This is a genomic window from Stenotrophomonas sp. SPM, from assembly GCF_003105135.1.
GTDB lineage: Bacteria > Pseudomonadota > Gammaproteobacteria > Xanthomonadales > Xanthomonadaceae > Stenotrophomonas.
The window spans coordinates 1-12,398 of sequence record NZ_QETL01000110.1; the positions used below are offsets into that span (position 1 = coordinate 1).

Sequence of the window (12,398 nt, forward strand, 5' to 3'; positions counted from 1 at the left end):
GATTGAACGGCAAGGGGTCGGATCCCGTTGCTGCGCAACGGGCTCTGACACCAGATGACCATCGATATCCGATGGAAGAATCGTGTCGACCAAGGTCGACACCTACCAACAGCCGCACAGTCGCCGTTACCAACAGCCGCGTGAATCTGTCGAAGGTGGGGCGGTGTCGGATTGCGGGGTGTCCGCGGCATGAATGCCGCGGCCAAGCCTACAGGGATGTACTTGCGGCGTCCCCGCCATCCGACACCGCCCCGCCAACCCACGGATAGCCCGCCCTTGACGTTGACGTTGCTTCGGCAGGTGCAGGGCGCAGCCCTGCCGAACCACCTAGAACGGAGCAGGGGACTCGAACGCCAGCAACGCACCCGTCAGCGGATGCGTGAACCCCAGCGCGCATGCATGCAGATGCACCCGCTGCGCCGGCGCGGCGTCATACAACACATCTCCCACGATGGGATGGCAAAGACTGGCCATGTGCAGCCGTAGCTGATGGCTGCGCCCCGTCACCGGTTCCAGCGCCACGCGCGTGCGCTGTGCCTGCGCATCCCGCGCCAGCACCTGCCAGCGCGTCAGCGCCGGCTTGCCACGTTCGTGGTCCACCATCTGCTTCGGCCGGTTCGGCCAGTCCACGATCAACGGCAGGTCCACTTCACCGGCGTCGGCCTCAAGCAGCCCCTGCACCATCGCCTCGTAGCGCTTGCTCACCTGGCGCTGCTCGAACTGCATCGACAGCGCCGCCTGCATCGCCTTGCCGCGTGCATGCAGCAGCAGGCCTGAGGTCACCTGGTCCAGGCGGTGCACGGTCAGCGCGTCCGGGTACAGCGCCTGCAGCCGCGTCACGACGCAGTCCTGGTTCTCCTCGCTACGGCCTGGCACGGACAGCAGGCCGGCCGGTTTCTCGGCCACCAGCAGTGCGTCATCGATGTAATGCAGGTGGATCATCAGGTTCCCTGGTCCTCAAACAGAAACGGGGAAGCCGAAGCCTCCCCGTTGCTGCGTACCGACCAACGGTCGGTACCTACCGGTCAACGCGGTATCAGCCCAGCAGGTGGGCGACGCCGGAGCGCTCTTCTTCCAGCTCGGCCAGGGTCTTGTCGATGTACTTCTGGCTGAAGTCGTCGATCGGCAGATCCTTGACCAGGGTGTACTTGCCGTTCTCGGTGGTCACGGCGAAGCCGAAGATCACGCCTTCCGGAATGCCGTAGGAACCGTCGGACGGCACGCCCATGGTGACCCACTTGCCGTTGCTGCCCAGCACCCAGTCACGCACGTGGTCGATGGCAGCATTGGCGGCCGAAGCAGCCGAGGACGAACCGCGGGCTTCGATGATCGCCGCGCCGCGCTTGCCGACGGTCGGGATGAAGGTGTTGGCGTTCCATTCCTGGTCGTTGATCGCATCGGCGATGGAAGCACCGTCGGCGGTGGCGAAACGGTAGTCCGGGTACATGGTCGGGCTGTGGTTGCCCCACACGACCAGCTTCTCCATGCCACCGACCGGCTTGCCGAGCTTGTTCGACAGCTGGCTCAGCGCGCGGTTGTGGTCCAGGCGCAGCATGGCGGTGAAGTTTTCCGGCTTCAGGTCCGGGGCCGACTTCATGGCGATGTAGGCATTGGTGTTGGCCGGGTTGCCGACCACCAGCACCTTCACGTCACGGCTGGCGACCTTGTTCAGCGCCGCGCCCTGCGCGGTGAAGATCTTGGCGTTTTCCAGCAGCAGGTCCTTGCGCTCCATGCCCGGGCCGCGCGGACGCGCGCCGACCAGCAGGGCGATGTCGGCGTCCTTGAAGGCCACTTCGGCGTCGTCGGTGCCGACCATGCCGGCCAGCAGCGGGAAGGCGCAGTCTTCCAGCTCCATCATCACGCCCTTCAGGGCGGCCTGGGCCTTGTCGACCGGCAGTTCCAGCAGCTGCAGGATGACCGGCTGGTCATTGCCCAGCATTTCGCCGGAGGCGATGCGGAACAGCAGGGCGTAACCGATCTGGCCGGCAGCGCCGGTCACGGCAACACGAACGGGTGCTTTCATGGGGGTTTCCTCTTGCTTGCAAGCGTTGGATGGAACGCCGCGGGCGTGGCACGCAGGCCTGGCGGGCGGCGGGGAACAGGGAAACGGCCACCGAGGGGTGGCCGTTTCGAAGGGGGATCAGGCGGCGAGGATCTTGTTCCACTCGGCGACGCGGTCGGCCTGTGCGGCCAGCGCGGCGTCGACGTCGCCTTCCAGGGTGATCGAATGGATCACGTCGCCCTGCTTGACCGAATCGACGATGGCCTGGCCTTCCAGGACCTTGCCGAAGACGGTGTGGCGGCCGTCCAGCCAGTCGGTCTTGATGTGGGTGATGAAGAACTGGCTGCCGTTGGTGTTCGGACCGGCGTTGGCCATCGACAGCGAGCCGACCTCATGCTTCACGCCGTTCTTCTCGTCCTCGAACTTGTAGCCCGGGCCACCGGTGCCACGACCCTGCGGGCAGCCGCCCTGGATCATGAAGTCGGCGATGACGCGATGGAAGATCAGGCCGTCATAGAAGCCCTGCTTGACCAGGTTGACGAAGTTGGCAACCGTCAGCGGCGCCTTGTCGGCGAACAGCTCGACCTTGATCGGGCCCTGGGTGGTGTCGAAAGTGGCGATGAGGGACATGGAGATCCTTGCTGCAGATGGGAATGCGTCTAGCCACCTAGTTTACACCCGGCTCGTGGCAGCGGCGCCTTCGACCATGGCCCAACGGGGGCGGCCCGACCGGCCGGGGGGCACCGTTCAGGCAGCCCCGACAGGCGCCTGAATGGGCATCCGGCCGGGCCTGAAATGAAGGTTTTCGCCAATCGTCAACTTCGACGTATAATGTTGGACTTCTTTTTCCAAATCCGGCGCCGACTGGCCCCCTTTCGTATGTCCATCGAAAACCTTCGCAACATCGCCATCGTCGCTCACGTCGACCATGGCAAGACCACCCTGGTCGACCAGCTGCTGAAGCAGTCCGGCACCCTGTCCGAGCGTACCGTCCTCGCCGAGCGCGTGATGGACAGCAACGACCAGGAAAAGGAACGCGGCATCACCATCCTGGCCAAGAACACCGCCATCACCTGGGAAGACAAGAAGACCGGCATCAAGAACCGGATCAACATCGTCGACACCCCGGGGCATGCCGACTTCGGCGGCGAGGTCGAGCGCGTGCTGTCGATGGTCGACACCGTGCTGATCCTGGTCGACGCCATGGACGGCCCGATGCCGCAGACCCGCTTCGTCACCCAGAAGGCCTTCGCGATGGGCTTCAAGCCGATCGTCGTGGTCAACAAGGTTGACCGTCCGGGCTCGCGTCCGGAGTGGGTGATCGACCAGGTCTTCGACCTGTTCGACAAGCTCGGCGCCACCAACGAGCAGCTCGACTTCCCGATCGTCTACGCCTCGGCCCTGAACGGCTACGCCGGCCTGGAAGACACCGTGCGCGACGGCGACATGACCCCGCTGTACGAAGCGATCATGCAGCACGCGCCGAAGCCGGAAGTCGATCCGGAGGGCGCCTTCCAGATGCGCATCAGCCAGCTGGACTACAACAACTTCGTGGGCGTCATCGGCATCGGCCGCATCCAGCGCGGCACCCTGAAGAAGAACATGCAGGTCGCGGTCATCGACCGTGAAGGCAAGAAGCGCAACGGCAAGGTCGCGCAGGTGCTGGGCTTCCTGGGCCTGGAGCGCATCGAGCAGGACACCGCCGAAGCCGGTGACATCGTCGCCATCTCCGGTATTCCGGAGCTGACCATCTCCGACACCCTGTGCCACCCGGATACCCCGGAAGCGCTGCCGGCACTGACCGTCGACGAGCCGACCATCTCGATGACCTTCCAGGTCAACAACTCGCCGTTCGCCGGCAACAAGGATCTGTCCGGTGGCAAGTTCCTGACCAGCCGCCAGATCAAGGACCGCCTGGACCGTGAAAAGGTCCACAACGTGGCCCTGAAGGTCGAGCAGCTGGAAGACGCTGACAAGTTCCTGGTCTCCGGCCGTGGCGAACTGCACCTGTCGGTGCTGATCGAGAACATGCGTCGCGAAGGCTACGAGCTGGCCGTGTCGCGCCCGGAAGTCATCATCAAGGAAATCGACGGCCAGATGATGGAGCCGATCGAACAGCTGGTGGTGGACATCGAAGAAATCCACCAGGGCGGCGTGATGGAAAAGCTGGGCACCCGCAAGGGCCAGCTGAAGAACATGGAGCCGGACGGCAAGGGCCGCGTGCGCCTGGAATACTCGATCCCGGCCCGTGGCCTGATCGGTTTCCAGAACGAGTTCAAGACCCTGACCCAGGGTTCGGGCCTGCTGTTCCACGTGTTCGACCACTACGGTCCGAAGGAACAGGGCGCCATTGCCAAGCGCATCAACGGCGTGATGATCGCCAATGCGCCGGGCACCACGCCGGCCTACTCGCTTGGCCCGCTGCAGGAACGCGGCAAGCTGTTCGCCGCTGAAGGCGACAACGTGTATGAAGGCCAGCTGGTCGGTATCCACTCCAAAGACAACGACCTGACCGTCAACGCGATCAAGACCAAGCCGCTGACCAACATGCGCGCTTCGGGCAAGGACGATGCGATCCAGCTGACCCCGGCGATCAAGTACTCGCTGGAACAGGCCCTGGACTTCATCGAGGACGACGAGCTGGTCGAGATCACCCCGAAGGAGATCCGTCTGCGCAAGAAGTTCCTGACCGAAAGCGACCGCAAGAAGGCTTCGCGCGGCGGCTGAGCCTGACCCGTGAGCCAGAACGGCTACAACCCGGATCCGCACCGGCATCCGGGTCTCCACGTCATCGCCCTGCTCGAAGCGAGCAAGGCGATGCTGGCGCTGTTGGCTGCGACCGGGCTGGAAATGCTCGGTCCGCAGCCGCTTCGCGATGGGGTCAATGCCCTGATCCGGCGTTTCAGCCTCGACCCGGATCACGGCACCCTGCCCTCGCTGTTGAACATGATCAGTCCCGACGCGGTGCACCTGGCCGCGGCGGCGATGATCGGCTACGGCCTGCTGCACCTGGTCGAAGCCTGGGGCCTGTGGAAGGCCAAGGCCTGGGCCTCCTGGCTCGGCTGCCTGACCGCCTCCATCTACCTGCCATTCGATATCTACGCGGTGCTGCGCCACCCCGGCTGGGCGTCCTGGAGCGTGCTGGCGATCAACCTGATCGTCGTCTACGTGCTCGCCCGCGATCTGCGCAAGCGCCGCCACTGAGCAGCCGCTACACTGACGATTGGAGCCGACCCAGCCGTCCGATGCGCCCGTTCCTGTCTTCCCTGCTGACCTGCCTGACCGCGGCCCTGCCCGCCCTGTTTGCCGTGGGCTGCGGTCCGGCGACACCGGCCGCGCACGCCGCCGCGCCCAGCAGCAGCAACGTGCCCTTCCCCTACGCCGAAACCGACGTGGCCGATCTGCAGGCGCGGATGGTCAGCGGTGAGCTGGACAGCGCCACCCTCACCGCCGCCTACCTCAAGCGCATCGCCGCCCTGGACCGCACCGGACCCCGCCTGCGCGCGGTGCTGGAACTCAACCCCGATGCCCTGAAGGAAGCGGCCGAACGTGACCGCGAGCGCCGTGCAGGCCGCCTGCGTGGCCCGCTGCACGGCATCCCGGTGCTGCTGAAGGACAACATCAACGCCGCCCCCATGGCCACCACGGCCGGCTCGCTGGCGCTGCAGGGTTTCAAGCCAGGCGATGCCTATCTGGTGCGACGCCTGCGCGAGGCCGGCGCGGTGGTGCTGGGCAAGACCAACCTCAGCGAATGGGCCAACTTCCGCGGCAATGATTCGATCTCCGGCTGGAGCGCGCGCGGCGGCCAGACCCGCAACCCCTACCGCCTGAGCCATTCGCCGTGCGGCTCCAGCAGCGGCAGCGCGGTGGCCGTGGCCGCCAACCTGGCCAGCGTGGCGATCGGCACCGAGACCGACGGCAGCATCGTGTGCCCGGCGGCGATCAACGGCGTGGTCGGGCTCAAGCCCACCGTCGGCCTGGTCAGCCGCGAGGGCATCATCCCGATCTCCTTCAGCCAGGACACCGCCGGGCCGATGACCCGCAGCGTGGCCGATGCGGCCGCGGTGCTGACCGCCATCGCCGGCCGCGATGCTGCCGACCCGGCCACCGCGACCATGCCCGGGCGCGCGGTCTACGACTACACCGCGCGGCTGGATCCGCAGGGCCTGCGCGGCAAACGCCTGGGCCTTCTGCAGACGCCGCTGCTGAAGTACCGCGGCATGTCGCCGCTGATGGACCAGGCCGTGGCCGAGCTGCGTCGCGCCGGCGCGGTGGTGGTGCCGGTGGCGATGCCGAACCAGGGCGCCTGGGAAGAGGCCGAGCGCACCGTGCTGCTGTACGAGTTCAAGGCGGGGCTGGAGCGCTACCTGGTCACCTACAAGGCGCCGCTGCGCAGCCTGGCCGCGCTGATCGCCTTCAACCAGGCCCATGCGAAGCAGGAACTGGGGCTGTTCGGCCAGCAACTGCTGCAGGAGGCCGACGCCACCCCCGGCCTGGCCGACCCCGTCTACATCCGTGCGCGCAGCGATGCGCGCCGCCTGGCAGGCCCTGAGGGCATTGATGCGGTGCTGGCCGCGCACCAGCTCGATGGCCTGGTCGCCCCGACCACCGGCATTGCCTGGCCGTTGCGCAGCAGCGGCGATGATTTCCCCGGCGAGAGCTACAGCGCCGCGGCGGTGGCCGGCTACCCCAGCCTGAGCGTACCGATGGGCCAGATCGACGGCCTGCCCGCCGGCCTCCTGTTCATGGGCACCGCCTGGAGCGAGCCGAAGCTGATCGAGATGGCCTACGCCTACGAACAGCGCACCCGCGCGCGACAGCCGCCGCGGTTCGCCGCCGACGCACTGATCGACGCTGGCGATCCGTAAGCCGCGATCGTGTAGAGCCGAGCCCACGCTCGGCTGCCCTGCCGATGCCACGTACCAAGGAAGCCGAGCATGGGCTCGGCTCTACAAGGGCTCTGGCTCCCCCGGCACGATCGCCGCCTCCCCATCCTCCGCACCCGGCGAACGCACGTCCGCCGTGCGCGCACGCGGTCCGCGCGGCATGTCCAGCTCGTCCTCGTGCTGCAGGCGCGCGCGCACCTGCGGCAGCGACTGCGGATGTTCGCGGGCAAGGAAATCCAGCATCCGTTCGCGCACCAGGCAGCGCAGGTCGAACGCATCGCCGGAACTGCGCGCACTGACCAGCAGGCGCACCTGGATCGCGCGTTCGCTGGTGTCGGTCACCTGGGTCACGCACACGCGGCCGTCCCACAGCGGCTCGCCCCGGCAGATGCGCTCCAGCTCGGCACGGATGGCCGCAATGGGCGCGCGGTAATCCAGCCAGAAGAACGCGGTACCCAGCAGGTCGGCGCTGCGCCGCGTCCAGTTCTGGAAGGGGTTTTCGATGAACCAGGTCAACGGCACCACCATCCGCCGCTCATCCCAGATGCGCACCACCACGTAGCTGCTGCCGATCTCCTCGATGCGCCCCCACTCGCCTTCAACGATCACCACGTCATCCAGGCGGATCGGCTGGGTGACGGCGATCTGCAGGCCTGCAATGAGGTTGCCGAACACCGGCTTGGCCGCGATACCAGCGACCAGACCGATCAGGCCCGCCGACGCCAGCAGCGCCGAACCGATCTTGGCCACCATGTCGAACTGAAGCAGCACCAGCGAGGCGCCGAGCACGATGATGCCGCCCATGATCACCCGGCTGAGCACTCGGGTCTGGGTCTGGATGCGGCGCGCTTCCAGGTTGTCGGCCACGTCGATGGGATTGCTGCGCAGGATCGCGCGCTCGATGGCGCCGACACCGCGCACCAGCAACCAGATGAAGCAGGCCACCAGGCTGATGTGCAGGATGCGCTGCAGATTGCCCAGCAGCGGGTCCTGCAACGGCGTCGCCTGCAATGCGGGAATCAGCAGCAGCAGCGGCAACGCCGTGGCCAGCGGCAGGCCAAGCACGCGGCCGATGCGCGCACGACGCCGATCGCGCCCTTTCAATCGGTGATAGACCCACAGGATCACCCATGCACCGATGCCGCCGATCACCAGCGCCAGCCCCAACGGCCATGCATAGGCCTGCATGTGCTCCCAATGCACCCTTGCCACCTCCACTCGAACATGCGGATGGACAGGGTGGCGCAAGGGGCATGAGTGTGTTGTATGCAGGGTTGGGTACGCGACATGGCATGCGCGCTGCCGCTCCCACGCTTCGCTGCGCGAAACGCGGGCCCCACTTAGCACCACCCACACCCCGCTGCTGCGCGGCCGCCCCTGACTCAGGGGGCTCTTCCCCAGACGCGATCCGACGACCGTCTCAATATGAAATTCGATATCTGACAGAGAGATCGTGTCGACCAACGGTCGACACCCACCAACAGCCGCGCGAAACAACCGTCGCTGTTATCAACAGCCGCGTGAACCTGTCGAAGGCGGGGCGGTGTCGGATTGCGGGGTGTCCGCGGCATGGATGCCGTGGCCAAGCCTACAGGGACGTACTTGCGGCGTCCCTGTAATCCGACACCGCCCCGCCAACCCACGGACACCCAGCGTTTGATGTTGACGTTGCCGTTGACTGCAGCAGGTGCAGGGCTGCAAGCCCTGCAGAAAAACCTACCTCGCCTGCTCCTGCTTGCGCACGATCGCCATCGCAATCTCCAGCGACTGCTCGTAGTTCAACCGCGGATCCACCGTCGACCGGTACGCACGCTCCAGGTCACGCTCGGTCAACTCACGTGCACCGCCGGTGCATTCAGTCACGTCCTCGCCGGTCAGCTCCAGGTGCACGCCACCCAAGCGCGTGCCCGCCGCCGCATGCAGGTCGAAGGACATCTCCACCTCGCCGCGCACGTTGTCGAAGCGACGCGTCTTGAAGCCGTTCGCCGTGCTCTCGGTGTTGCCGTGCATCGCATCGCACACCCACAGTACGCGGCGGCCATCGCGCTTCACTGCGTCCAGCAGCGGCGGCAGCTTCTCGGCAATCTGCGCCGCACCCATGCGGTGGATGAAACTGAGGCGTCCGGGTTCGTCGTCCGGGTTCAGCACGTCGATCAACCGCAGCAGCTGGTCCGGCTGCACCGACGGCCCCACCTTGATCGCGATCGGATTGCGCACGCCACGCAGGTACTCCACGTGCGCGCCATCCAGCGCGGCGGTGCGCATGCCGATCCACGGGTAATGCGTGCTCAGGTTCAACCAGCCCTGCTGGCGTGGCACCTGCCGGGTCAGCGCCTGCTCGTACGGCAGCAGCAGCGCTTCGTGCGAGGTGTAGAAATCGATGCGGTTGAGGTTGTGCACGCGGGCCCCGGCCAGGGTCTCCATGAAGTGCACGGCGTCGCCGATCGAGGCCACCATCTTCTGGTACTCGGCGGCCAGCGGCGAATGCCGCACCCACTCCAGGTTCCAGTATTCGGGATGGTGCAGGTCGGCGAAGCCGCCGTCGATCAGCGCACGCACGAAGTTCATCGTCATCGCCGAATGCGCGTGGGCCTGCAGCATCCGCTTCGGATCCGGCAGGCGCGCGGCCTCGGTGAACGCCGGCGCATTGATCACGTCGCCGCGGTAGCTGGGCAGGGTCACGCCATCGCGGGTCTCGGTGTCGGCCGAGCGCGGCTTGGCGTACTGGCCGGCAAAACGACCAACACGGATAACCGGCTGGCGCAGGCCGTGCACCAGCACCAGGCTCATCTGCAGCAGCACTTTCAGCCGGTTGGAGATCGTGCCCGATTCGCAGTCGCTGAAATTCTCGGCGCAGTCACCGCCCTGCAGCAGGAAGCGCTTGCCTTCCTGCGCGTCGGCCAGCTGCTGCTTCAGCGCCAGGATCTCCCACGAGGTCACCAGCGGCGGCAGCCGCTTCAGCTCGTGCAGGGCGGCGTCCAGCGCGATGGGATCGGGATAGGTCGGCATCTGCAGGGCGGTCTTGCCACGCCAGCTCTCCGGCGACCAGCCAGCGCCGGCGGCGGTCGCAGCGGGATCGGAGACGGGCGGAACGGCGGACAGGCTCATTGCAGAATTCCGGGGTGGGGGGCAGTCATGGTCGCAGAGCCGGCCGCTGTCGCAAAGGCCCGACTGCCGTCTGCACATCGCTGAACACCGGGGAAAGGGCAACGCGATCGGCCACAAACCGTATGACCACACCCGCCCGGACAGGCGCATGATTCGCTCCGCAGTGTTACGAAGTAACAATCCCATCCCCTCCGCCGGCCCCTTCCACAGCCCATCCGCCATGAAGCCCTCCCTGCTCGCTACCGGCATCACCTTCGCCTTGGCCCTGGCCAGCCTGCCCTCCCTCGCCCTGGCCGCCGATGCCGCCACTGACGCCGCCCCGGTGAAGGACCTTGACACCGTCACCGTCAGCGCCCAGCTCGACCAGGCGCGAAACGCGCTGTCGCCCGACATCGGCAGCAGCCAGTACCAGATCACCGCCGAGGACATCCAGAAGCAGCCGCTGGGCGCGTCCGCGCCGCTCAGCCAGGTGCTGCTGCAGGCGCCGGGCGTGGTCCAGGATTCCTACGGTGGCGTGCACGTGCGCGGCGACCACGCCAACCTGCAGTACCGCATCAACGGCGTGCTGCTGCCCGAGTCGATCTCCGGTTTCGGCCAGACCCTGGACGCGCGCACGATCAAGAGCATCCGCCTGATGGACGGCGCGCTACCGGCACAGTTCGGCGAGCGCACCGCCGCGGTGGTCGACATCACCACCCGCAGCGGCGCCGAGCTCGGCAATGGCGGCAGCGTCGGCATCACCGCCGGCTCGTTCGGCAAGGTCAACCCGAATGCCTCCTGGTGGGGCTCACAGGGGCGCTGGAGCTGGTTCCTGACCGGCAACTACGACCAGAACGACGTAGGCCTGGAGAACCCGACCAGCTCGCGCAAGCCGGAACATGACGACACCCACCAGGGCAAGGCCTTCGCCGACCTGACCTACCTGGTCAACGACACGACCCGCCTGAGCGTGTTCGCCGGCTTCGCCAACAACCGCTTCCAGATTCCGGTCAACCCGGGCCAGACCCCGCAGTTCGGCTACCTGGACACCACCACCTTCGATTCCAGCCAGCTGGATGAGACGCAGCGCGAAACCACCCGCTTCGGCATGCTGGTGTTGCAGGGCACGCTGGGCCAGACCGCCTACCAGGTCTCGGTCGGGCAGCGCTACAGCGATGTCGGCTTCAATCCCGACGTGGCCGGCGACCTGGTGTTCAGTGGCGTCGCCTCGCAGGTCCAGCGCAGCAACCGCGCCAACACGCTGCAGGCGGATTTCTCCACGCCGCTGGGCGATAACCACACGCTGCGTTATGGCGTGTACGGCAACCAGGAGCGTGCCCGCGCCAGCAACAACAGCTGGGTGTTCCCGGTCGACGACGACGGCGCCCAGACCAGCACCACGCCGTCGCAGATCGCCGACAGCAGCGCGTTCAAGGCCACCACGATGGCGGTCTACGTGCAGGACGAGTGGAAGATCGGCGACGACTGGACGGTCAACTACGGCCTGCGCGGTGACCGCTACAAGGCCTTCGGCCAGACCGAGGGCCAGCTCAGCCCGCGCCTGGGCGTGGTCTGGACGGCCAGCGGCAGCACCACCTTGCACGCCGGCTACTCGCGCTACTTCACCCCGCCGGCCAGCGAGCTGATCGCCACCAGCGACATCAGCCTGTATGACGGCACCACCAACGCGCAGCCGTCCGGTGGCAACAACATTCCGCTGGCCGAGCGCAGCGACTACTACGACATCGGCGTCTCCCAGCAGGTCGGCGAGCACCTCACCCTGGGCCTGGATGCCTATGACCGCCGCGTCTCGCGCCTGCAGGACGAAGGCCAGTTCGGCGCCGCCTACATCTACTCGACGTTCAACTACCGTCGCGGCCACATCCGCGGCCTGGAATTCAGCGCCGACTACAGCCACGGTCCCTTCAGTGCCTACTTCAACGCCGCCCTGAACGAGGCCATCGGTACCGACGTCATCACCAGCCAGTACAACCTGGACCCGGAGGCCCTGGCCTATGTGGCTGACCACTGGATCCATCTGGACCACGACCAGAAGCTGACCTCGTCGGGTGGCTTCAGCTACGCCTTCGCCGGCCACAACCGCATCGGTGCGAACTACGTGTTCGGCAGCGGCCTGCGCTCGGATACCGACACGGCGCCCAACGGTGGCGAACTGCCGTCCTACCTGCAGGTGAACCTGAGTGCCGGCCACGACTTCAATGCCGACAGCGGGCATCCGCTGCACGTGCAGGTGGCGGTGATCAATGCACTGGATCGCAGCTACCAGCTGCGTGATGGCGGCGGCGTCGGCGTGTTCGCGCCACAATGGGGCCCGCGCCGCGGCGCCTACCTGAGCCTGCAGCAGGACTTCTGAGGTAGTGCCGTCCGCTGGCCGGCATTCCCGCGGTGTGCCGGCCAGCGGC

At 66.7% G+C, this 12,398-nt stretch carries 9 protein-coding genes; 4 read left to right on the forward strand and 5 right to left on the reverse strand.

The window, feature by feature from the left end; all coding sequences use genetic code 11:
- Positions 1 to 327 precede the first annotated feature (327 nt).
- The 3 genes from DCO49_RS17100 to DCO49_RS17110 all read right to left on the reverse strand — a co-directional run bounded on the left by DCO49_RS17100 (position 328) and on the right by DCO49_RS17110 (position 2,632).
- A complete protein-coding gene (locus DCO49_RS17100; protein WP_116865024.1) occupies positions 328 to 942 on the reverse strand; it encodes an RluA family pseudouridine synthase in 615 nt (204 codons plus the stop codon).
- Between the two features lie 94 nt (positions 943 to 1,036).
- Positions 1,037 to 2,023, reverse strand: coding sequence for a malate dehydrogenase (locus tag DCO49_RS17105; protein ID WP_116865025.1), 987 nt, complete (start codon positions 2,021 to 2,023; stop codon positions 1,037 to 1,039).
- Between the two features lie 117 nt (positions 2,024 to 2,140).
- Positions 2,141 to 2,632: a peptidylprolyl isomerase gene (locus tag DCO49_RS17110; protein WP_079220769.1), complete on the reverse strand. Its 492-nt coding sequence runs from the start codon at positions 2,630 to 2,632 to the stop codon at positions 2,141 to 2,143.
- Between the two features lie 249 nt (positions 2,633 to 2,881).
- On the opposite strand from DCO49_RS17110, the gene typA reads away from it, so the two are divergent.
- Genes typA through DCO49_RS17125 form a run of 3 tightly spaced genes read left to right on the forward strand, consistent with a single transcriptional unit; the run spans position 2,882 to position 6,870 of the window.
- Complete coding sequence (typA, locus tag DCO49_RS17115; protein WP_049456418.1) at positions 2,882 to 4,729, forward strand: translational GTPase TypA; 1,848 nt, start codon at positions 2,882 to 2,884, stop codon at positions 4,727 to 4,729.
- 9 nt (positions 4,730 to 4,738) lie between these two features.
- Entirely contained in the window at positions 4,739 to 5,206 is a 468-nt protein-coding gene (locus DCO49_RS17120; protein WP_079220768.1) for a DUF2127 domain-containing protein, read from the forward strand.
- 41 nt (positions 5,207 to 5,247) lie between these two features.
- A complete protein-coding gene (locus DCO49_RS17125; protein ID WP_116865026.1) occupies positions 5,248 to 6,870 on the forward strand; it encodes an amidase in 1,623 nt (540 codons plus the stop codon).
- An 81-nt stretch (positions 6,871 to 6,951) separates the two neighbouring features.
- On the opposite strand, the gene DCO49_RS17130 is transcribed toward DCO49_RS17125, so the two are convergent.
- Together DCO49_RS17130 and DCO49_RS17135 are read right to left on the reverse strand one after the other, a co-directional pair.
- On the reverse strand, positions 6,952 to 8,076 hold the full coding sequence (locus DCO49_RS17130; RefSeq protein WP_207776502.1) for a mechanosensitive ion channel family protein: 1,125 nt from the start codon (positions 8,074 to 8,076) through the stop codon (positions 6,952 to 6,954).
- Positions 8,077 to 8,604: 528 nt separating this feature from the next.
- Positions 8,605 to 9,996 (reverse strand): 3-deoxy-7-phosphoheptulonate synthase class II, encoded by a 1,392-nt coding sequence (locus DCO49_RS17135; protein WP_079220766.1) that lies wholly within the window; start codon positions 9,994 to 9,996, stop codon positions 8,605 to 8,607.
- 220 nt (positions 9,997 to 10,216) lie between these two features.
- Between DCO49_RS17135 and DCO49_RS17140 the strand changes: the two genes are divergently transcribed.
- Entirely contained in the window at positions 10,217 to 12,349 is a 2,133-nt protein-coding gene (locus DCO49_RS17140; RefSeq protein WP_116865028.1) for a TonB-dependent receptor, read from the forward strand.
- Positions 12,350 to 12,398 lie beyond the last annotated feature (49 nt).